This is a genomic window from Pirellulaceae bacterium (assembly GCA_029243025.1).
Classification (GTDB): domain Bacteria; phylum Planctomycetota; class Planctomycetia; order Pirellulales; family Pirellulaceae.
This window is the reverse complement of record JAQWSU010000045.1, coordinates 258,427-281,526: the sequence shown is the minus strand read 5'-3', so window position 1 is coordinate 281,526 and position 23,100 is coordinate 258,427. Positions and strand designations below refer to the sequence as shown.

Sequence of the window (23,100 nt, the reverse complement as noted above, 5' to 3'; positions counted from 1 at the left end):
AGATGCCACTTGTTGCATCCTTCACAACGCGTGGCACATCCAGCTCGTCCTCACACGGCACGAGGTAAGCTCTGGTTCGTTGGCTCCCTGCGTGATCGGTGCAAAAGATACAAAGCGGGAAAACCGACTGCTCCCAACAAGTGCAGGCTACTGGGTTCCGGGACCGACTTGACGCCATTGACGACAATGCCGCGATCGGGAATCACACCGGATAAAGGTTCGATGTCGAGTGTACCGCTGGCCGAGGTGGCTCCAGAGCCAAGCAACCTAAATTCTGCGCTGCTGACGCTCATGAAATCCGACAAATTGATGTCCCAGCCATCTTCTCCGTTAAGCATCACATCGCTGTCGAAGTAGACGGATGTAAAATCGCCCCCATTGATGGCTAACAGGATTTCAATTTGCGTCGGTCCTGAATTGGAGCGATCGTATCGCAGGTCGAGGTCGGTAAGGTCAAGCGGGATGGATGATTGCCAACCCCAGGCCAAATAGTCGTTGGCATCCGTGGTCCAACCGGACGAATTGTAGGTCCCGCCACTTGCAGCTCCGAGGCCGTCGCCACGTGACAGTTCGAGCGGAATGAGGTCGGGGAAAGTTTCTGTTGCCGCTGCACCCGTAGCTGAATTCATCGCGTCGTAGGCGATGATCACTTCTGCTCGGAGTACGCTTTCGATCAGGTTATTGAAGCTTGCGAAGCCAATCACCAGCGCGAATATTATGCGAAGACGAAGTTGACCTCTGCCTGGCAATTGATCCCGCAAAGTACCAGTCGCTTTCCAGTTGTCAGAGATGCTGGGAGCCGGGTTTCCTAGGATTCGCTTGGGATGATTTGCTCCTGCATGCGATGTGAATAAATAATGGGTGCGCCATAAATGGGCCGATCCTCGAGTGATCGTTGCGGGCAACATTGGACGAAAAATAATCATGGTCTCAACGCTCCTTTGATAAGTTAAGTTCGAAAAGATGAAATGAAAACAAAACCGACGCCGGTGCGATGGCGGATCACGCACCGGCGTCGAAATGAAGTTCAAGTTGGAAACGCGATGAGCGATTGTCGGTTCGGTTTGATCGCGCACCAGAAGGAAGTAAAAAGTGCGCCATCATGGAGTTGCAGGGAGATAACCGATTGCCGGCTCAGATTCGCTGTGATGTGCATCGTTCGTTTCCCGTCATTCTGAACTTCATTCAGGAAGTCGAGATTGTGAGGGAAACGATTTCATTCTTCAAAGGATCATGAAACCTGGTGGTGACAGCGAAAGGTCGATTTCATTGAACAAGCAATCCGGTCAGCGATGTTGACCCCTGGGAGGTGAGTGTGGCGATCGTGATCTGATCAGAGATCGACCGGTTGTCACTCAACTGGATCAGCGGCTGATTGGTGGGGCGAGTCTGTCGCGACGCGTAGCAAGCCGCGTCCGAGTGTGCGGCCCCCCAGTCCACTCGTAATGGTTGTCAGAGTGAAAGCTGCCAACTGAAGCATCCAGGGTTGTAAATCGCTGGCGCTTTCGTTTCGCTGTTGGCTCCATGCGCCGAGCAAAAGTGCCGTGACGCTTGTACAAGTCACAATTGAGATCAGGGCAGTGACGGTTGGTAAGCGATGAATTGAGAAGCGATGGCCAATCGTCATAACGACGCCAATCAGCGTTCCAATACACATGCCGAGTAACGCTCCCCAGAGCGTACCGGCAATTGCGAATGCGACAATGAACATGAAAGTTTGTCCGATCGCATCCCCGTTTGTCGTCGTGGTAATTGAAAATAATCCGGCACCGAGTCCGCAGAGAGCTCCGGCAGCAGCGCCATAGGTTGCCCCGACAAAGGAACCCGCGAACATGCCGGTCCAAAAGAGCGACGCGGGAACTCTCCTCGCTGTAGCGACGTCCTCAAGGCTTCTCGTAGATGGACTGTGGTAGGGATTCTCGTTCGACATGCGTTTCGCGATCGCCCAGCATGGCTCAACGCCTTAATACCGCAGAGGGCGGCTGGCGGAGCGACCTCAGTCGACGTCGCTCAAGTCGCGCTCGGTGATCATCTGGAAGTTTTTCGCTGCAAGCGTTTCTTGTCCCATCTCCAGATTGTCGACCATCAACGCTACCGCGGGTTTATCGTGTGGCCGCATCAGGAGCGGGTAGGCTTGCACAATGTTGACTTCTGCTTGCAGGAGGGCCGTGCAAACTTGCAGCAACGGTTGGGAGCCCTCGGGTAGCTCGATGCCGATCAAATCGGTTTCGATCAGTGCCAAGCCTGCACGCTCCAGAATCTCACGACCCTGTTCCGGATGGCTCAGTAGAAAACGAACGAATGAGCATTCGGTCGAATCGTGGATCGACAGGGCGACGATCTGGACCTTGCTCCCTTCAAATCGTCTCACGACGTCGAGCAATTGGCCCACTCGATTTTCAAGAAAAACTGTGAATTGTCGGATCGACGGGTAGTTGCGGCCCCGAATGGTTCCGAGTTCCCCGATCAGGTCATCGCCACTGCTCATGTCTTGCTCGCTGCCTTTGTGTCCATCGAAAGAAGGCTCCCTGTCTCGGCAACTATAGGCAAACCAGGAACTTAGGTCAACGGCAGCCGCTTCCATGTCAGCGTCAGCCGCCGCCTGTATTTCTGCATTGACCGCCCCGAGCTCTTCTCCGATACTTCTGCCGAACCGGTGGGGAGCGTCTGCGCGGACCGCCAGCGGGTGGGAACCCTTGATCGATGGTTTCCCATCGGTGGTACTTGATCTTCCGGGGTGCGGTTTGAGAGTGCCGTCTACTCGACCTATGTAATATGATGAAGGGACCATCAGAATGAACGGTCGAAATGAGGAAATCCATGGCGATAGCTGAGAATCAACAACTGCAAGTTTACTGTGAAGAAGTGGCAAGAAACGCCAAGCAGGCTGCCGCGCTGTTGAACCTTACTACCGGGCAACAGAAGAATAATTGGTTGCGTCGCTCGGCGCAAGCGATCCGTGACCAGACGGAACTGATCCTGAAAGCAAATGTTCAGGACGTCAATGCAGCACCAGGTTTTGGGCTGACGGAGGCTCAGACCGATCGTTTGCGGTTAGACCCGGAACGAATCAACGCGATTGCGACTGGCATGGAAGAGGTCGCGATGCTGCCTGACCCGGTGGGGGAAGTGATCGAATCGACGATCCGTCCAAATGGATTACGCATCAGCCGTGTGCGCGTCCCTATGGGGGTGGTGTTCTTTATCTATGAATCTCGTCCAAATGTTACCGCGGATGCTGCCTCGATCTGCGTAAAGAGTGGTAATGCTGTCATCTTGCGTGGTGGCAAAGAAGCGGCCCACTCCAGTCTTGCAGTCGTTGATATCATTCGTAAAGAAGCAGCCGAATGCCAATTGCCAATCGACGCCGTCCAATTGGTGGCGACACTCGATCGTCAGGCAGTGGGCCATTTTCTAACTCTTTCACAATACATCGATCTGGCAATTCCGCGGGGTGGTGAGGGATTGATTCGTCGGGTTTCCGAAGAAGCCACCATGCCAGTCATCAAACATTTTCATGGGAATTGTCACGTTTATATTGACCAAGCTGCTGACCTGGAGATGGCCGAAGAGATTGCTGTTAATTCGAAGTGTCAACGGATGGGCGTTTGTAATGCAGCGGAATCGATTTTGCTGCATCGTGAAATTGCCGAAAATGCGTTGCCAAAGCTGGCCGCCGCGCTTGCCGAATACGAGGTGGAAATCCGTGGTGATGAGGCAACTCGAACGCTTGTGCCCGCCGCAAAACCTGCCAGTGACGAAGATTACTCAACCGAGTTCCTCGGTCCGATCGTGTCTATCAAGGTGGTCGATTCGGTTCAGGAGGCGATCGAACATATCAATCAATACGGCTCGGGGCACACGGACGCCATCGTGACCAACGATTTGAGAGCAGCCGGACAATTCACCAATCAAGTAGACAGTGCCGCTGTGATGGTTAACGCAAGCACTCGATTCAACGATGGGGCTGAGTTTGGTTTGGGTGCGGAGATCGGTATTAGCACCGATCGGTTTCATGCTCGTGGTCCCTGCGGATTGCGAGAATTGACCAGCTATAAATATCTTGTTGAGGGCCAAGGGCAAATTCGTTAGTTGGGATGGCTCCAGGAAAGCCTTAACTTTCATAGGTGCATGGATGCGACAAGAAAGTTTGACGACAGAAGAACGAGAACTGTTATCCTCCGGGATGATCCAGGTCGATCGCGAGCCTGGGAACGATTGTGCCAAGCCGGTTCACGACGAGCCGCCGAGAAATCCCGACTTGGGAGATGTTCAGGAACAGCTGGATGCAATCCAGTCATTTCATTCTGATCTGGCGCGACGATTCGAAGACATCCTTTCAAGCGGTTTGCAGCAATTGGTGGATGTGCAGCTGCAAGACGTTCAGGCGATGACTTACAGCCAGTTCGCTTTTAGTCGGGCTAAGCCAACCTGCTTCGTCATTCTGCAAGCAACTCCACTGCCGTCACCGCTGGCCCTGGATCTCAGCCCGCCGGTGCTCTATCCGCTGCTGGATTGTCTGCTTGGCGGTGGTAAGCAACCCTGTTCCATCCCCGATCGTCCTCCCACCGAACTTGAACAACGATTGGCAGGACGCATCACCGAAATGCTTTTGAATGAATTGCGGGATGCTTGGGAGGCTTTGTTGGCGGTTAATTTGACCGTCGATCGGATGGAAAGCAACGCGCAACGCGTACGGTTGGTCTCGCCGAGTGACCCGGTAATCGTTTTGATCTTTCGAACCCGCGTGGCGGAACAAACGGGTGACTTTACGCTCTGTTTACCCACCCAGGCGATCCGAAAGATGGTCGATAAACTGTTGTGTGGTGAGTACGGTATCGTTGCACCCGATGAACGACAGAAGGAGCAGGCGGTCAAGACGTCCGAGTTAGTCGTGAAGCTTGCCATGGAACCCTTGTCGGCTGCTGAATGGAGTCAGGTGAAAGTCGGCGACGTGGTTCTGACAGAGGTGCCAGCTGATGGAATGGTTGATGTGCTGATCGATGGAGAAGTCCGTTTTTCTGGACGCCCCGGTGCGATCGACGGTCATCGAGCGGTGGAATTGCGAGACCGTTAGCCCAGCAGGACTGTCGCTCTGGCGTCAGCCGATCGGCTGGATGCCGCTAAAGGCAAGGACGAAGTTTTTTTGTCCCGCAGTGGGGAAATTGATAATTCCAGTGCGTTTCACTCCTCGGCCGCTGAGTGACTTAATCTTGCCCGGGCCGTACTCGGGATGCACGACGGTCATACCCACTCGGAAGTGATCCGGGTCGATATTCGCAGGCTCCTGGTGTGCCTCGTCGGTGGTCGCGTCGCGGTGAAGTTCGCCATCGATCACCATGTCCGCCGCCGTCTGAATGGTGGTATCCATCGCTCGGTGATCATCCGTTGTCTGTATGATCTCCGCGTCTTCGTCGGGTTCAATATCGATAAACTCGTTGCAATAATCGTGTTCGTTGGCGTCCATGTCGTTGGGATGCATCGAGGGTGCGAATTCACCCACGTCGACGAATTTCATTTCGTCGCGAGGCAATTCCATTAAGAAACAGCTCGGAACGCAACGCGTCATGCTACCCCGATAAGAGCGAAAGCGTGCGCAGCTTAATTGGAGTTCCTCTTCCGCTCTTGTGATGCCCACAAACAGGAGTCGTCGTTCCTCTTCGAGCTGGTCCTCCGATGCCATGCTACGCTCGTGCGGTAACAGGTTTTGTTCCACTGCGGCGATGAAGACCACGGGAAACTCAAGCCCTTTCGCGGCGTGTAAAGTCATGAGGGTGATGCGATCGGTCTGTTCACTCCAAGCGTCTGTGTCGTTCACTAACGACGCCTGTTCCAAAAAAGCCTCCAGCGGAGAAACGTCATGGAAAGCAGTGTCGAATTCTGACGCGGCGGTTAGTAGTTCTTCGATGTTCGCCAGCCGATCGTGATCTTCGGGAGCTTCTGACTTTTGAAGCGGCTGCAAATACTTGGTTTCTGACAGGATGCATTCCAGTAGATCCGTGACCGGTTGATCGGGGTGCGCACTGATTCGGTCGATCACACGCACGAAGTCCAGGACACGTGGGCGTATCGACTTACTGATTGATTCGATCGCGGCACATTGTCGAGCGGCGTCAAGCAGTGAGAGTCCCTGGAGGTGGGCAAAGTCGCTCAGGCGTTGGAACGTCGTTTTGCCGATCCGACGAGCTGGAACGTTGATGATCCGTTGGACCGCCACATCATCCTGAGGATTGTTGATCAAATGCAAGTAGGCCAACATGTCCTTGATCTCTTTACGCTGGTAGAACTCGACGCCGTTGACAATCTGATAGGCGAGACCCATGTCGCGTAGGGCGTGCTCAAAGGCACGCGAGAGCGCGTTGACTCGGAAAAAAATAGCGAAGTCCTTCGGCCGACGACGACCCTCCTGGATCTGATTGACGATGGAAGCGATGATTTCGTCGGCTTCTTCTTTTTGTGTCGGATAACTGACCAGTCGAACGGGCGCCCCGTCCTCGTTTTCAGTGAATAAATCTTTCGGCTTGCGCTTGACATTGTTGCTGATCAATGCGTCAGCAACTCGTAGGATATTCGGAGTGCTGCGATAGTTTTGCTCCAGTCGCACGACGTTGACTTCTGGATAGTCGCGTTCAAAGCCCAGGATGTTCTGTAGGTTGGCACCCCGCCAGCCGTAAATCGATTGGTCGGGGTCGCCCGTCACCGCCAGGTTGGGATGATCGATCGAGAGTGCGCGGACGATCGCGTATTGGGCGAGATTCGTGTCCTGGTACTCGTCGACCATGATGTACTGATAGGATTCATCTAAATCACGACGCAACTCGTCGGACTGTCGTAACATGCTGGCGACGTGGACGAGTAGGTCATCAAAGTCGACCGCGTTCGACTTCAACAACTGCTTTTGATAAGCCGGATACACTTCCCGTAAGATTGTGCCCATTTCACTGCCGCTGGGCGCCTGATATTGGTCGTGGGTGATCAGGCTGTTCTTGGTTGCACTGATTTGCCGTGCTATCTGCTCCGGGGTTGTGATCGACAGTTTGACGTCCGTGCCTTCAATCGCTTGCTTCAAAGCGCGGAGGCTGTCAGATGTGTCGTAAATCGTGAAATTTGGAGAAAGCCCCACGTGGTCGGCATATCGCCGCAACAGTCGCGAGCAAAACCGGTGAAAGGTGCTGATCCAGACCGAATCGGTCGATGTGAGTCGTTCCACTCGGCGGCTCATTTCGTCAGCCGCTTTATTGGTGAAGGTGAGCGCTAAAATGGAACGGGGGTGGATGCCCTGATCGATCATATGGGCGATTCGATGCGTGATTACTCGTGTTTTTCCGCTCCCAGGGCCGGCCAAGATCAAGAGAGGACCTTGCAGATGGAGTACCGCAGCACGTTGTGCCTCGGTCAGTGAATCAAAGCTGGCAGTCGTCATCGTCCGTGTCCCGAGGTCTCGAATAGGCTTGCCCGACGCAGCCCAGGTGGGGAAGCGAAGAACCCGCATTATAGAAGGCCCGGGGCGGGTTCGTCACCCGGAACGCTAGCAACTCCTGCCGCCTAGACCTTTGATGGCGCGCCAGAATTGGTATACTCACGGGCTTACTTGGAAAGTGATGCCTGGGTGGGCATCATGAACCAGATGCTTTAATCTGCGAAGGGGAGGGAACCCTATGTCGACTCGTATTCCGTTGATCACCGCCGACGAACAGACGAAAAGTCTCAATGAACGACTTGATATGAGTACCGCGGAGATCGGCTTGTCCGTGCGTACAACCAATTGTTTGGAGGAGCGAGGCATTTTCACCGTTCAAGATCTTTTGAATTGCACGCGTGAAGACTTGCTGAGTATCTCGAACTTCGGTGAGAAAACATTGGAAGAAGTCTACAGCTCTTTAGAAACGATTGGTTTTTTTCGAAATAACCGTCGGCCCCGCTAAGGTCGTTGGTGGCTAAGGTAGGAGATCATGGCGCTGGAGTTGCAGTTTAGAGACGCTCCTTGAGAGCGTCTTGGTAGCTTCTCGCTATTGCATGATTATGAATCCGATTGTCCAAATCTCACTTGATTTGATCGACATCGATGAGGCAGTGCAAACGGCGCGGATGGCGCGTCGTGCTGGAGTCGATTGGCTCGAAGCTGGAACACCGTTGCTGCTGTCCAAAGGTTTGCTGGCGGTAGAGCGTTTGCGAGCCGAATTTCCTGACGTGCCGATTGTCGCCGATCTCAAAACGATGGATGGCGGTTACCTGGAAGCCGAAATGATGGCCAAGGCGGGAGCCACCCATGTGGTCGTCATGTCTCAGGCTCACGAAGAGACGATTCGCTGTGTTGTGAAGGCGGGGCGCGATTATGGGGTTGGTGTGATGGGCGATAACCTAGCTGCTCAGGATATGGTTGCCGGTGCTCAACGTCTCGCCGACTTAGGCTGTGGATATGTGATTCACCACATCGGCTACGATGAACGAAGAGGCATCGCAGCCCGTGGGGATCGCGCGCCGAATCCGCTTGATCAATTGCGAGAAATCGTTCAAGCGGTTGAGGTACCGGTCCAGGCTGTCGGGGGATTGTCACTCGATCAAGCGATCCAGACGCCCAAGTATGGAGCTCCACTTGTCGTGTTGGGGGCACCTCTGGTCATCGACAGTGAACGATTTCAAACTGCTGACGGTGATTTGGAATCTTCCTTGGCTCGGATTTGCGAAGCAATTCACGCCTATGGCGACGTCCCTCTGGGTGGTTCGTCATAACAACATCGCATCGTTGTAGCTCGATGGTTGAACAATTTAGTTCGTTGGAAACTCTCGTTGGACGGTGCCTCGCAGGTGCCCATGTCGTGAACTATGGCTGATCTCGCAGTATTCCCCAAAGCGTTCATGGACCAGTTGTGTGTCACCGGCGAAATGTCGCTCCGCTCCTGGATCGATATGGCCGCCGACTTGGACGTCGATGGACTCGAATTCTATAGCGGCTTTTTAGACCTGAAAGAAAAGAAGTCGTGGAAGAAAATTCGTAAACTGGTCGACGAAAAAGGGCTTACCATCCCCATGCTCTGCTGCTCACCCGATTTTACCCATCCGGATCCTGAGTTTCGCAAGGAACAGATCGCGTTGGAGAAAACTTGGATTGAGATGACCTCCTCGTTGGGCGGTAAATACTGTCGCGTCTTATCAGGGCAACGTCGGCCTGAGGTTTCCCACGAAGACGGCATGCGATACGCCGTCGATGCGATTAACGCTTGTTTACCCTATGCCGAAAGGCGGGGTGTCACACTCGTGATCGAAAATCATTACAAGGACAACTATTGGCAATATCCTGAGTTCGCTCAAAAAATGGATGTGTTCTGTGAACTGGTCGATCAGATTCAAGCGGAAAACTTTGGTGTGAATTATGATCCGAGCAATACGTTGCTTGCCGGCGAAGATCCCTTGGAACTACTCGAACGCGTGAAAGATCGCGTGGTCACCATGCATGCGAGCGATCGCTATTTGACGGAAGGTACGATCGAAGATTTGCGAAAGGAAGAAGATTCCGTCGGCTACGCCGCTCGACTATCGCACGGTGTGATCGGACAAGGCCTGAATGATTACGACGCGATTTTTTCCACATTGCAGGCTGCCGGCTTCGACGGTTGGGTGAGCATCGAAGACGGAGTCAATGGCATGGAAGAGTTGCGTGAGAGTGTCAGCTTCTTGCGCGGCAAAATGATCGGCTTCTGGTAGCTCTGAACACGGCTGCCTGATGGAAGTTTTCTAAAAATCGGCGCTGCCTGGTGTCCGGGGAAAGGGAATGACGTCCCGGATGTTGGTCATGCCGGTAGCGAATTGGATTACACGTTCTAATCCCAGCCCAAAACCGGAATGCGGGACGGTGCCAAATCGTCTGAGATCGAGATACCACCAGTAGTCCTCGGGAGTCAGGCCTTGCTCCCGCATCCTTGCTTCGAGCACATCGAGTCGATCTTCACGTTGGCTGCCGCCAATGATTTCACCGACGCGTGGGACCAGTACATCCATGGCACGGACTGTGCGGTCATCGTCGTTGACCTTCATGTAAAAAGGTTTGATGGATCGCGGGTAGTCATAGAGGATGACGGGGCCATGAAAGTGTTCTTCGGTCAAGAAGCGTTCGTGTTCGGATTGAAGGTCGGTCCCCCAGTTCACTGGGAAATCGAACTTCTTACCACTTTTCTCCAGCAGTTCGATCGCTGCGGTATAAGTCAAACGTTCAAAGTCGCTGTCGATGATTTTTTGCAGTGTCGACAATACGGTGTCGTCGATTCTTTGGTTGAAGAACTCCATGTCTTCGCCACATTTCGACAGCACGTCAGAGGCAATGCGTTTCAGAAAGTCTTCCGCCAATTGCATGTTTTCGGGAAGTTCGTAGAAGGCCATTTCCGGTTCAATCATCCAGAATTCGGCCAGATGACGTGATGTATTCGAGTTTTCAGCACGGAAAGTGGGCCCAAAGGTGTAAACCTTGCCGAGTGCGGTGGCGAAAATCTCAGCTTCTAACTGCCCGCTCACCGTGAGGTAGGCGGGACGATCGAAGAAGTCCTTCGAATAATCGATCCTGCCGTCCTGTCGCGGGACATTTTCGAGGTCCAGTGTGGTAACACGGAACATTTCTCCGGCACCCTCACAGTCGCTTGCGGTGATGACGGGCGTATGGACATAGAGAAACCCATGTTCCTGAAAGAACTGGTGGATTGAGTTGCAAATGCAGTTGCGGACACGTGCCACGGCGCCAAAAGCGTTTGTGCGGGGGCGCAGATGGGCCCATTCACGTAGCTTTTCAAACGAATGTCGTTTCTTTTGGAGCGGAAATTCTTGCGGGTCTGACCAGCCATGAACGGTGACTGTTTGAGCTAACAACTCCGTCGCTTGGCCCTTCCCGCCCGATTCCTTGACTTCGCCTGTTATCGAAACACTACAGCCTGCCGAAAGCTTCTTGATTTCAGCTTCGTAGTTGGGCAAGTCGGCATCGCAGATGGCTTGGATGTTGGCCAAACAACTCCCGTCATTTAGCTCGACGAAACTGAAGCCAGCTTTCGAGTCACGTCGTGTGCGGACCCAACCTTGCAGTCTGACCTGTTTACCGATCGAATCCGTTTGGCGGGCTACAGCAACTGAGATTGTATCCATGCGGTTTTTTTGTCGCGTTAATAAGGTTGAGAGTTTGTTTCCAGCCAAGCCGCCACATCGAGTGACGGCTTCGGGCTGTCTTCTACTTCCGAACGAATTTTGATGACGAACCTATTCCGGCCTATTCCGGGATGTGTTTTGGTTTGCGCGTGAATTGCACGACCAGGATCAGTCCCAACAGGAGGCCGATACCGCCGAGTCCATACCAACCGGAACCAAAGCCATTCAGCGTCTTGGTGTAGACCACGTATAAGCTGGCAGCCGTTGCGGTGACTGCTGCGACCAGCATGAGCAGATTCCAGACCACGCGGGCTCCGCCACGAGGCATGTCGTCACCTAGTAGCGATTTTTGGTTCATCAGCAGGAAGAACGTGATGTAGGCGAAGGGTAGGAGGGCAAGTCCAAAGACTGACGTCGGGATAGCCAGGTAGAACGACGCACCGCTCCAAATGTAAGGCCCAAAAGCGCCGATTACGCCGGCGACAAGGGTTCCAAAGCGATGAAACCAGCTGCCCGGTTCAAAGCCAAACATCTCGCAAAAAACAAATCCTGAAATCAGCATCAAGAGTGAGATTGTCGATAGAGCCATGGCAAGAACACCAAGTCCAAAGACGATATCCGCAACGAATTTGCCTGTTAAAGGAGCGAGGGCACCTGACAGATGTTTGGCCTTGCGATTGACCAAAGCGGCTGCAATTTCTTGCTCGGACATGCTGGTTTCGGCAAGAAAAGCTGCCATCATCTGGGCCTTCAACGCCGGAACCGCGTTCGCAGGCGTTCCCTGGAGTTGTTTTCTCGCATAATCGTTGTTGGCCAACATCCGCTGTTCGAGGGTGCCTTGATAGGCACCGGCCAGGTCGGCGGGGGCAACCAGCTTGTTTCCGACCACCTGGAAGTCATCGGTGACCTTCGTATGGAATTGAGCGGATGCGGCAATCACCACGCAGCCGGTCGCGATCACGTAAGGAATGAACATGCCGGTTGAGAGATCGAAAATTGACAGGCCGCGAAATTCGCGCGTCCAACCTTTGCTTAATAACGAATAGGGAAAGAGAAAAGTCATGTTAATACCGACGGCAGTCGCGGCGGCACTGAACATCACATCTTGCTGTTTGGAGACGATCAGTTTCGACCAGTATTCTCGTGCTGATTCGTCCAGATTGGCCAGCATCGGTTCGAAACTTGCCGCCGGTTTCCAGAATTGGCCAAAGTTCGGAATAATTCCCTGAGTGACGGCTCCCCAGTCAATCGCGCCGTTAACTGTCAAGACGGTAACGACGCCGATGAAGCACAGTACGATCAAGGCGACTAGTACCTTGAGCACTGTTTCATAGAGCTTGATTCCCCAACCGCCCCGATCATAACTCCAAGTGATGATGGTACAGATAATCAACAAAGTTGATGAAACGATGGCCATACTCAAATAGGAACCGTTGTCACCACCTGCCTGGGTAACGGTTCCTTCTTGTCCGAACAGGCCGGGCAAGAGATTTTGACTCACGACGCCGAAGGCGAGAGAGTATTGAGGCAGGCACCAAACGATATTGGCTGCGGCGACCGCCAACGCCCAGCCCCAAGCGAGCACAGGATTCACGTGATCACGGATCGCGTGAAAGGGCCGTTGCCCGGTGGAAAGGGTCACATAGCCGATTGCACTCAACATGATAATACCGAGTATCATTGCCAGCGGCTGAACCCACAGTAACGTATACCCACCGAGGATTCCGAGAAACAGGCTGCTTGCCAGAGAACCGCCGCCCAAGGTAATCGCACTCTGTAACCACCCCGGACCAGACAGTTTGGCGAACGTTGCAAACTTGCCACCCAAGCCTTGGGATTTCGCCTCTTCCAGCATCCTGCGGTCGGCTTCAATCTTTGATTCCGTGTGATTCATGATTTCCCTACAGTCGTCATTTAAGCTGGCACCCATTTCGATTTGAATGCGTACGATACAGTGAAATTAAACGTGTCCCAACATCATCTTTGGGGCACAGCGTGGAAAGTTTCGCGGATCAGAGCCCCTTGGCTGCCAGGTATCGTTCGGCGTCTAAAGCGGCCATGCAGCCTGTACCCGCCGACGTGATCGCTTGTCGGTAGTTGTCATCAGCAACGTCGCCGGCGGCGAATACACCCTCGACACTCGTGTTGGTGCGGAAGGGTTGCGTCCACGTGATATAGCCGCTGGAATTCATCTCCAGTTTATCGACTAGAAAATTCGTGTTGGGTGTGTGTCCAATCGCTAAGAACATGCCCTTGGCTTCGTATTCTTTCAGCGAGTCGTCTTGCGTGCTACGCAGTCGCAGCGCCGTCATGCCGTCGGTGTCATTTCCGAGGACTTCCTCGACAGCGCTGTTCCAAAGGATTTCGATCTTGGGATCGTCAAATGCTCTTTGTTGCATGATCTTGGAAGCTCGTAGCTCATCACGGCGATGCACGAGGTAGACCACGGAGGCGTATTTGGCCAAATAGCTCGCTTCTTCCACTGCGGAATCACCCCCGCCAATCACGACGACGGGAGCGTTGCGGAATCGTGGTAGAGCTCCATCGCAGACCGCACAGGCACTCACTCCCAGATTCTTGAATGCTTCCTCCGACGGCAGACCGAGATAATTGGCCCGGGCGCCGGTTGCGATAATGATTGTTTCTGTCTCGATCGGATCGCCATTGCTGGGAATCACTCGCAGGGGACGTTGAGAAAGATCAACGTTAACAATGTCATCCCCGATTACTCGCGTGCCAAAATTCAAAGCCTGCTGTTTCATCAATTCCATCAGCTCAACGCCTTGCACGGCGTAATGTGGCTGGTCATCCTGGCTGTGCCCTTCGGGCACAGGTGGCAGATTGTAGTGCCGGTCTTTATCGACGGCGCTCTCCACGAAGGCTCGGATGTTGCCGGCGGGGAAGCCCGCAAAGTTTTCGACTTCGGTCGTGAACGCCAGTTGGCCCAGTGGAATCATCTCTGGTTTGGCGGTGCCCTCAAAAAGCAACGGTTTCAGGCTGGCGCGAGCTGCATAAATGGCGGCTGACCAACCGGCCGGACCGCTTCCGATAATGACGACGTGTTCAGGCAACTTCAGGGTTCCTTTCATACATTGCCGCGATCTTGAGCGGCTATTATAGATCAGCCGTTCGGCGACGGTAGGTCCCGACTGCCGTTCCTGGATCGGATCGTCGCCCAGCTTGCCATTTCAACAGTATCCTTTCGGCAAGGCCGATTGTTGTTGGGGGCTGCGGGCTCCGCTCGAATCGGAGCATGGCGGATGGGGGACAGCTGAGTTGAACGTTTTTTCAGCCTCGAATCCCAGCGGTGCCCCAGCTGTCGTTGCTATTTCCGGTTTCCCCGACCTGCTATTATGGAGGCCAATGAAATGGCGTCTGGCTTGCAGGGAGTTTTCATGAGTACGTTGCTGATCGCGTTAGCATCTTTTGCTGGTTTTATTCTGGCCTATTACACCTATGGCAGGTGGCTTTCAGGCCGAGTCTTCGGCGTTTCGAGCGAAGCGGAGGTGCCGAGCCATCAATTGCGTGATGACGTTGATTTCATTCCGACGAAACGAGAGGTCATTTTCGGACACCATTTTACAAGTATTGCGGGAACGGGACCGATTGTCGGACCCGCGATCGCTGTTTTCTGGGGTTGGCTGCCCGCTTTATTGTGGGTGGTGCTGGGGTCGATTTTTATTGGAGCGGTTCACGATTTTGGGTCGCTGATTGTGAGTTTGCGGAATCGGGGGCAAACGGTGGGCGAAATTGCCGGCCGCATGATTTCACCTCGAGCGAAAATTCTCTTCTTGTTGATTCTGTTTTTCGCGCTGACCATTGTGCTCGCGATTTTTGGACTGGTGATTGCCTCCATCTTCAGCATTTATCCCGAATCCGTGCTTTCGGTTTGGATTGAAATTCCGATCGCCGTTGTGATTGGCCTGTTTGTCTATCGTCGTAGCGGCGGGCTGCTAGTGCCATCCCTGATTGCTTTAATCCTGATGTACGTGGCGATCGTTGTCGGCGTCTATTACCTGCCAATCCAATTGCCCGCATCTCTTCCACTGTCGCCGGTGATCGTTTGGACCATCGTGCTGATGATTTACTGCTTCGTTGCATCGGTGTTACCTGTCTGGGTCCTGATGCAGCCACGTGATTACATTAATAGTCATCAGCTAATTGTCGCTCTCGGTTTACTCGTGACCGGTTTACTCGTGGCCAGTTTCATGGGTTCGGCAGATCTCATTGCGAGTGCACCGGCCATCGTGCCAGTCAGTGAACGACCGCTGGATTCGCCGCCAATTATGCCCTTTCTTTTCATCACCATCGCTTGTGGCGCGATTAGTGGTTTCCATTGTCTCGTTAGCAGCGGCACGAGTAGCAAACAAATCAATAGCGAAGCGGATGCGCAGTACGTCGGTTACGGAGCGATGTTGCTGGAGGGGGCGTTGGCTGTCATTGTGATTTTGGCCTGTTGTGCCGGGGTTGGCATGGGAGTGCCCGACGGAGCAGGGCAGGAAATGCTCACCGGGCGAGCCGCATGGCAAAGCAAGTATCAAGCCCAGATTGTGACGACGGTTGACGAGAGTGGAAATAAGACGACTGTAGGGGGGTGGCGACATCACGGATTGCGAGACAAGATCAGTGCGTTTGTGGAGGGAGGCGCGAATTTTTTAACAGCAATTGGCATTCCGCTCCGATTGGGAATCGGAATTGTGGCCGTGCTGGTGGCCAGTTTCGCCGCCACGACACTCGATACGGCCACGCGGTTGCAGCGTTATGTGGTACAGGAACTGGCCAGCACTATTGGATTTCATGCGTTGAATAATAAATATGTGGCCACCGCTGTCTCGTTGACATTAGCGTTTGCGGTTGCCATGATTCCCGGTCCGAAAGGATACGGGACCGGTGGTATGATCCTTTGGCCTTTGTTCGGTGCGACCAATCAAGTCCTGGCCGGACTGGCGTTGTTGGTGATCGTCTTCTACCTCTGGCGGCGCGGACAACCGACTTGGTTCGTCGCCATCCCGATGCTCATGATGATGACGATGCCTGTTTGGGCCATGTTATGGAACTTGTTTAATCAGCAAAGTGGCTGGCTGGGGCTTGGAGATTCGGAACCCAACTATCTTCTCGTTGCCTTTGGACTGCTGATCACGGGATTGCAGATTTGGATCTTTGTCGAAGCTCTGCTGATGGGGCCCAAAGTGAAAGGTATTCTCGAAGAAAGCTTGCCGCCCCTTCGTTCGAAGATGGAAGTATGAGTCGTGATCAGGGCTTTGCGGTCAAGGTGACACCATGAAAATAGCGCAGCTTAAATCGGTTTCCGATTTCCGAAAACGACTTGACGAGCTCAAGCTTGAATTGCCTGCCGATGATCGGATTCTCACCGCAGCAGAAGAGTCTCCCATGGCGCAGGCGATGCAGATTGGCAGGCATGATGTGGGGAATCGTTGGGCGATTCACCCCATGGAAGGATGGGACGCTAACGCGGACGGATCGCCGTCTGCTCACACGCTTCGACGCTGGAGAAAATTTGGCGAAAGCGGTGCGAAGCTCATCTGGGGTGGTGAAGCGGCCGCAGTGCAAGCCGATGGTCGCGCGAATCCTCATCAAACACTTGCGATTCCCAGTAACAAGCAAGGGCTCGCCGCGCTACGCGACGAATTGATTGCGGCCCATCTTGAAGTTTGCGAAACGGCCGATGATCTCTTGGTGGGTTTGCAATTAACCCACTCCGGGCGATTTTGTCGACCTCATTCGAAGCAGCTGGAACCTCGTATCGCCTATCACCATCCGCTGCTCGACGAAAAGTTTCGGATCGATCCGGGTGATGATTCGGTGGTGTGGACCGACGACGATCTTCAACGTTTGATCGACAACTATGTGGTTGCCGCTGGATTGGCCTATCAAACGGGATATCAATTTGTCGACATCAAAGCTTGTCACGGCTATTTGCTGCATGAATTTCTCAGCGCTCGCTCTCGCCCCGGTCCCTTTGGCGGCGATTTTACGGGACGCACCAAGTTGCTGACGTCGATTATCGAGGCGGTTCAAAGCCGATATCCCGATTTGTCCGTTGTCGTACGCTTGAGCGTTTTCGATACCTTGCCGTATCAATCAGGACGCGGTGTGGGTCGGCCAATGGACTGGGAGGCGGATCAGCCCTACGCTTTCGGCTTTGGAGTCGATCCGGGCGATCCGAGTCAGATGGATTTGGCCGAGCCAATCCGGTTAATTCAACAGCTGCAGCAATTGGGCGTGTTGGCCATCAACATTTCCTGCGGCAGTCCTTACTACAATCCGCATGTTCAACGTCCGGCCATTTTTCCTCCCTCCGATGGTTATGCACCGCCTGAAGATCCGTTGGTGGGGGTCGTACGACAGATCCAGGCGGCCAAAATCTGCAAGTTAGCCGTGCCCAGTTTACCGATGGTGGGAACCGGCTACAGCTATTTGCAAGACTATCTGCCTCACGTGGCTCAGGCGGTTGTCCGTGCGGGCTGGATTGATTTGGTTGGCCTAGGACGAATGGTCCTGTCCTATCCTGATTTGCCCTGTCATACGCTGAAGCAGGGGGGAATGCGAAGGAAAAAAGTCTGCAGGACTTTCAGCGATTGCACCACAGCGCCTCGAAATGGTCTTGTCTCAGGCTGTTTCCCCTTGGATCCCTACTACAAACAGATGGAAGCTGCCAAGCAGTTGAGGGCGTTCAAGACGGGGGAAAAGGCCTCGTCCGACGATTGAGCTCTCGCTGGCAACCCGCGAGACGTTTCTCGGCTTTCGCGGAATTGGTCTCTCCGATCTCGAGCGGATCGCTACAATGTGGCACAGTCAGCATCATGCCAGAAATCGAGACGAAGCCAACCGCGTCGCAGCAATTGATGCAGCTTCGCGAAAGACTCTTATCGGATGCGGGCTTTGATCGAGTCGCCCAGACGGTAACCGCCGGGCAATCTGCGACGCTCGACGGAGTCTGTGGATCGTCGTGCGCGCTGGTGGCTGCCGCTTTGGTCGGCCGCACCGATCCGGCCCCCGTCGTTCTTATCTGTCCGCGATCCGCTGAGATTGACCATTGGGTCGACGATCTGACCCTTTTTTCCTCAGCTCCCGTGTTGACCTTTCCTGCGTTAGAGAATCGGCCGGGCACGGTGCTTCAAGATGATAATTTTGGTGATCGTCTTCGCACGCTGAAGAAAATGCTGCATGGGCCAACTGCTGGTTTTGTGGTGGCTTCTGTCCAGAGCTTGTTGCAGCCGTCTCCTGAACGTGAAGCCGTACAGCGCCATTCGAGATTGATTCGGGGTGCCGAGACGCTGGATGTTGAGACGCTCGCGAAATGGTTGACGAAAAATCGATTTCACGCAACAAGTGCGGTTGAATTGCCGGGAGAGTTCTCGATCCGAGGTGGGATTCTCGATGTCTTTGCTTGGGATTGGGCCGATCCGGTTCGCATCGAGTTATTTGATGATCAGATTGACTCGATTCGTCGATTTGATGTGGCGACGCAACGCAGTCTAGAACCGCTCGACCAGGTCGAAATCACGGTTCTTGGCGGGCAGCAAGGCGGTCGTGGATGTTTGACGGACTATCTGCCGATGGGCACCGTTTGCGTGTTCGTTGAACCTGACCAGATTCAGGCCGAAGCCAAGCATCTGATTGAGCGAACCGAAGATCCGTCAGAGCTTTTTTCCTACACCCAGTTGTCGAAAAAAATTCGTCAGTTTGGCTCCATCCACGCTGCCGGGTTGGCGAGTGGTCGCGAGGCGGTGATGGAGCGGTTGCCAGTGGAAACGGTGGAACGTTTCAGCGGTGATATCGCGCGTGTTCGTCAGGAACTTGACAATGTCGCTCGCCAGCATCAAGTGTTTCTGATCGCCGAAACTCAGGCCGAGATCAAGCGACTTGGTGAAATCCTAGCGCCGACAGAAGTCGCCACTGCGAATCGGTTGCATTTTGTGATCGGTCGTTTGCGATCTGGTTTCCACCTGGCATCAGAACAGGTGTTAGTGGTCAGCGGTAACGAATTGTTTCATCGCACGCCCCTGCGTCGAGCGTCCCGGAATCGAGCGGGCAAAGCGATTGAAAGTTTCCTCGATTTGCGGCAGGGCGACTTGGTAGTGCACCTGGCCCATGGCATTGGCCGTTACCGGGGGTTACAGCTGATCCGTAAGGAAGAGCAGGTCGAAGAACATCTGGAGATTGAATTCCACGGTGGTACAAAAATCTTCGTACCGGCGACCAAGATTGAACTGGTTCAGAAATACGTCGGAGCTCGCAAGAGCCGTCCTCGCCTCGCTACGATCGGGGGCAAGAATTGGGTTAAACAGAAAAAGGCTGCCGCAGAAGCGGTTGAGGACTTGGCAGCGGACTTGCTCGAACTGCAGGCCGAACGTGAATCCCGCCCTGGGATCTCGTTTGCCATCGACACCGAGTGGCAACAGGAGTTCGATGCATCGTTTCCTTACACCGAAACAGATGACCAGCTTGTCTCGGTGGATGCCATCAAGATTGACATGCAGAAATCACGCCCCATGGACCGGCTGATTTGCGGCGATGTCGGTTTTGGGAAAACCGAACTCGCGATGCGGGCGGCGTTCAAGGCAATCGACAATGGCTACCAGGTTGCCATGCTGGTGCCGACTACGATCTTGGCCGAGCAACATTACCACACGTTTCGCGAAAGAATGTCAGAATTTCCTTTTACGATTGAGAAGCTGAGTCGCTTTTGCAGTTCAAAAGAGCAACGGGAAACAGTCGCCGGTTTGAAAGAAGGCCGTGTTGACATCGTAATCGGAACCCACCGTCTGGCCTCTCGAGATGTGAGCTTCAGTAATCTGGGGTTGTTGGTCATCGATGAAGAGCAACGTTTTGGCGTGGAAGTCAAAGAGCGATTGAAGACCATGCGCAGTACGATCGACGTGCTCACTCTCAGCGCAACTCCAATTCCACGCACGCTGCACATGTCTTTGACTGGAATTCGAGATATCTCAAATTTGGAAACGCCTCCCGAGGATCGCGTCGCTGTTGATACTCGTGTGACGCGTTGGAGTCACGAACTGATCCGCAACGCAATCATGCGGGAACTGAGTCGTGACGGCCAAGTCTATTTCGTCCACAACCGAATTCATGACATCGAGGCACTGGCTCAAAAATTGAAGTTCATCGTGCCAGAAGCCACGATCGAAATTGGGCATGGCCAGATGCCGGAAGGCCAACTGGAGCAGGTGATGGTAGATTTTGTCAACCATCAGTTCGACGTGTTGTTGGCCACCACGATTGTCGAAAGTGGATTGGACATTCCCAATGCCAACACCATCTTTATTGACGACGCCGATCGCTATGGCTTGGCCGACTTGCATCAGTTGCGTGGACGTGTTGGTCGGTACAAGCATCGTGCTTATTGCTACATGTTGGTTGATCCCGACAAGGCCGTGAATCCGAATGCTGCCAGAAGATTGCGTGCGATCGAAGAATTTAGCGATATGGGAGCAGGGTTTTCAATCGCCATGCGAGACTTGGAAATTCGTGGTGCGGGCAACGTGTTGGGGACTCAGCAGAGCGGACATATCGCTCAAGTCGGCTACGAACTGTATTGCCAACTGTTAGAAGCGGCGGTTCGCCGAAAACGAAATCTGCCGCCGAAACTCAGCGCCGACGTCAATATCGAATTGCCGGGAGCCGCATACATTCCCCGTAGCTACGTCGAAGATATTCGTACGAAGATCGATCTTTATCGTCGCTTGGCTCGGAGTGTGGGCGATGATGAGCTGAAGCAGTTGCGACAGGAATTTCTCGATCGTTTTGGGCCACCCCCGGAATCTGTGGAACGATTGCTCCAGCTCACTCAGCTCAAAACCGATGCGGCTTTCTGGCAAGTCAGTGCGATTCAAATTGAATCGCCCTATTTGGTGTTTCATTTTGGGGATTTGGGCCGCGCTCGGCAGTTGGTCAAGGCTAGCAATGGACGGCTTCGTATTGTCGATGACCAGTCAATCTATCTCACTTTGCCCAATTCGGTGGATGATCCCGATCAAATCATCGAAACAGTCAAATCAGTGTTGCGAGCAAACTGATCGCTCCCTAGAATTCCCCCGCGCTGATCCGGTATGTTGATCCAGCGACTTACCGATGCTTGCAGTGACGCTAGGTAAGTGGCATGACAGTGCGGGTTCGATGGCCGGTCAGGTTCGTACACGGAATCTCGTCGTGTAACGGATAGAGTTTGACTACATAGCAAAGCGAACAAGAACACGCATTCAACGAATCGACGCTGAGGCGTGACGTGGCTTGCGTATTAACAGGACCGTAACGTTGATCCATTTCACGGTGCAAGAATTGATGTCGTTGAAGACAATGCGAGGAATCGCACTGGTTGCTTTGGCGATGCAAAGTTGGTCGGTCGTACTTTCGCAGGAATTACCACCAACGAAATACGACATTCCCTGGCGATCAGATATGGCGGCGGGCGAGCTGAAATCAGCCGGTCGGACCCGTGTCCTGCCGCAAACGGATAGCTCCAATCCAGATGCCCCCAACGACCGACGACAAGCGCCCTCGGCGCAAAATACGTCAGCAAAATCTCCCGACGCGAATGCCAGCCCGAGAGGGTCGGCAACAGATAACAACGCGAAATGGTGGAATGAAGAAGCTCAAGCGACGATCGGAGCTGTTGACGCAAAACAAGATATGCGTAGTGTGGCTCCGAACGGGCAGATTATCAAGTCCAGCCAAATTATGGGGACGGTGGGCAGTGAGCCGATTCTTGCGGCGGATATGTTGGGGCGGATCAATGAAATGCTGGCTCCCTACGCGGCGGGAGCGACTGACGAACAGATGGAAGAACAGCGTTGGATGCTGATGCAGCGGATGATGCCTTCCTTAATCGAATCAAAAGTCGTCTACCTCGATTTTACTCGATCGATGCCCCCAGAGAATTTGTCTCAAGTACGAGCCAAGGTCTACCAGCAATTTGACGAAAAACAGTTGCCAGTCTTGATGGAAAAGGCACAGCTGAAGTCACTCGCCGAGCTTGACGACCGTCTCCGAGGCTTGGGAACGTCATTGGATAATACTCGTCGAACGTTCTTCGAGCAGGTTACGGCACGCGAAATGATTCGCCGTGAAACCGACGGAGATGTCGAAATTACGCATGATGAATTGTTGGAGTATTATCGAGAGCACCAAGACGAATATTCATTCTCCGGCAAAGCACGCTGGGAGATTGTTTCTTCCTATTTTGCGAACGGAAAATCCAAAGCGGATGCCTACAACAAGACCGCGACAATGGGTAATAAAATTTTGCGGGGGGCACCCTTTGCGGTGATTGCCAATCGCGAATCGGATGCTCTCAATCGGGAAACAGATGAAGTCTCTGAGTGGACAAGCGAGGGGAGTCTCGTTTCGGAGGTGATCGATAATGCCCTTTTCACGCTACCGGTGAATCAGATGAGCCGGATTCTTGAGGACGAAAAAGGGTTCCATATTGTGCGAGTTTTGGAACGAAAAGCGGGGGGATTTACACCATTTACTGAGGCCCAGGTCGGTATTCGCGAAAAAATCAAAGAGCAGAAACGGGATGAACGGGTGAAGGAATATTTGGAGCGCCTGAAGCGAGATACCTATGTCTGGAGTTATTTCGACGAGCAGGAAACCCAAACAGCGAACGGATCCAATGCGTTAAAACGCTAATCTACTGACACACGAAGGGGAGCAATTTGCCGGCGAAGACCGCAAACCCCCCCCAGGAGCCGTAAACTAGCTGCGGCAGTTTGACCTCTCCTAACTCCGTTTCCCTCTCATAAACAGTTGCCTGCAGCAAAGATAAGCAGCGACTGCCTGGGCGAATTGCCCCGCAAGCCTTCCCCGGTTAAACTGCATTGTCGAGAAGGGGAAATTCTCGGGGAGGCTGGATGTCCTGCGGAATACCCAAACATCTCCCACTGGAACGAATGGACTGGAACGTGAAGCGGTCAACTTTCGGCCGTGTAG

The 23,100-nt window shown here is 53.5% G+C and carries 16 protein-coding genes; 9 read left to right on the top strand and 7 right to left on the bottom strand.

Going from position 1 to position 23,100, the window contains the following annotated elements; all coding sequences use genetic code 11:
* Positions 1-50: 50 nt before the first annotated feature.
* The 3 genes from P8N76_20040 to P8N76_20030 all read right to left on the bottom strand — a co-directional run bounded on the left by P8N76_20040 (position 51) and on the right by P8N76_20030 (position 2,791).
* A complete protein-coding gene (locus tag P8N76_20040; GenBank protein MDG2383973.1) occupies positions 51-926 on the bottom strand; it encodes a hypothetical protein in 876 nt (291 codons plus the stop codon).
* 425 nt (positions 927-1,351) lie between these two features.
* Complete coding sequence (locus P8N76_20035; GenBank protein ID MDG2383972.1) at positions 1,352-1,930, bottom strand: hypothetical protein; 579 nt, start codon at positions 1,928-1,930, stop codon at positions 1,352-1,354.
* Between the two features lie 66 nt (positions 1,931-1,996).
* A complete protein-coding gene (locus P8N76_20030) occupies positions 1,997-2,791 on the bottom strand; it encodes a hypothetical protein (GenBank protein ID MDG2383971.1) in 795 nt (264 codons plus the stop codon).
* A gap of 29 nt (positions 2,792-2,820) precedes the next feature.
* On the opposite strand from P8N76_20030, the gene P8N76_20025 reads away from it, so the two are divergent.
* Both P8N76_20025 and P8N76_20020 read left to right on the top strand, forming a co-directional pair.
* Entirely contained in the window at positions 2,821-4,092 is a 1,272-nt protein-coding gene (locus P8N76_20025) for a glutamate-5-semialdehyde dehydrogenase (protein ID MDG2383970.1), read from the top strand.
* A gap of 43 nt (positions 4,093-4,135) precedes the next feature.
* Positions 4,136-5,077, top strand: a complete 942-nt coding sequence (locus P8N76_20020; GenBank protein ID MDG2383969.1) for a flagellar motor switch protein FliM — start codon at positions 4,136-4,138, stop codon at positions 5,075-5,077.
* 24 nt (positions 5,078-5,101) lie between these two features.
* Here the strand turns inward: P8N76_20020 and P8N76_20015 are convergent, their stop codons facing one another.
* Complete coding sequence (locus tag P8N76_20015) at positions 5,102-7,423, bottom strand: UvrD-helicase domain-containing protein (GenBank protein ID MDG2383968.1); 2,322 nt, start codon at positions 7,421-7,423, stop codon at positions 5,102-5,104.
* A 235-nt stretch (positions 7,424-7,658) separates the two neighbouring features.
* Here P8N76_20015 and P8N76_20010 point away from each other — a divergent pair, with 235 nt between their 5' ends.
* From P8N76_20010 to P8N76_20000, 3 genes are all read left to right on the top strand, one after another.
* Positions 7,659-7,925 carry a DNA-directed RNA polymerase subunit alpha C-terminal domain-containing protein gene (locus P8N76_20010; protein ID MDG2383967.1) on the top strand — a complete coding sequence of 89 codons (267 nt, stop codon included), beginning with the start codon at positions 7,659-7,661 and terminating at the stop codon, positions 7,923-7,925.
* A gap of 97 nt (positions 7,926-8,022) precedes the next feature.
* Complete coding sequence (locus P8N76_20005; protein MDG2383966.1) at positions 8,023-8,733, top strand: orotidine 5'-phosphate decarboxylase; 711 nt, start codon at positions 8,023-8,025, stop codon at positions 8,731-8,733.
* A gap of 93 nt (positions 8,734-8,826) precedes the next feature.
* Positions 8,827-9,705, top strand: coding sequence for a sugar phosphate isomerase/epimerase (locus P8N76_20000; GenBank protein MDG2383965.1), 879 nt, complete (start codon positions 8,827-8,829; stop codon positions 9,703-9,705).
* A 30-nt stretch (positions 9,706-9,735) separates the two neighbouring features.
* On the opposite strand, the gene asnS is transcribed toward P8N76_20000, so the two are convergent.
* The 3 genes from asnS to P8N76_19985 form a co-directional block, all read right to left on the bottom strand.
* Complete coding sequence (asnS, locus tag P8N76_19995) at positions 9,736-11,127, bottom strand: asparagine--tRNA ligase (GenBank protein ID MDG2383964.1); 1,392 nt, start codon at positions 11,125-11,127, stop codon at positions 9,736-9,738.
* 121 nt (positions 11,128-11,248) lie between these two features.
* Positions 11,249-13,021 (bottom strand): divalent metal cation transporter, encoded by a 1,773-nt coding sequence (locus tag P8N76_19990; GenBank protein MDG2383963.1) that lies wholly within the window; start codon positions 13,019-13,021, stop codon positions 11,249-11,251.
* Positions 13,022-13,139: 118 nt separating this feature from the next.
* Positions 13,140-14,198 carry an FAD-dependent oxidoreductase gene (locus tag P8N76_19985; protein ID MDG2383962.1) on the bottom strand — a complete coding sequence of 353 codons (1,059 nt, stop codon included), beginning with the start codon at positions 14,196-14,198 and terminating at the stop codon, positions 13,140-13,142.
* Positions 14,199-14,522: 324 nt separating this feature from the next.
* On the opposite strand from P8N76_19985, the gene P8N76_19980 reads away from it, so the two are divergent.
* The 4 genes from P8N76_19980 (at position 14,523) to P8N76_19965 (ending at position 22,800) form a co-directional block, all read left to right on the top strand.
* Positions 14,523-16,373 carry a carbon starvation protein A gene (locus tag P8N76_19980; GenBank protein ID MDG2383961.1) on the top strand — a complete coding sequence of 617 codons (1,851 nt, stop codon included), beginning with the start codon at positions 14,523-14,525 and terminating at the stop codon, positions 16,371-16,373.
* A 34-nt stretch (positions 16,374-16,407) separates the two neighbouring features.
* Positions 16,408-17,856, top strand: coding sequence for an NADH:flavin oxidoreductase (locus tag P8N76_19975; protein ID MDG2383960.1), 1,449 nt, complete (start codon positions 16,408-16,410; stop codon positions 17,854-17,856).
* 95 nt (positions 17,857-17,951) lie between these two features.
* Complete coding sequence (mfd, locus tag P8N76_19970; protein ID MDG2383959.1) at positions 17,952-21,185, top strand: transcription-repair coupling factor; 3,234 nt, start codon at positions 17,952-17,954, stop codon at positions 21,183-21,185.
* 265 nt (positions 21,186-21,450) lie between these two features.
* The gene (locus tag P8N76_19965) at positions 21,451-22,800 is read left to right on the top strand and encodes a peptidyl-prolyl cis-trans isomerase (GenBank protein ID MDG2383958.1); all 1,350 of its coding nucleotides are present in this window, start codon (positions 21,451-21,453) and stop codon (positions 22,798-22,800) included.
* The last annotated feature ends 300 nt before the right edge of the window (positions 22,801-23,100 follow it).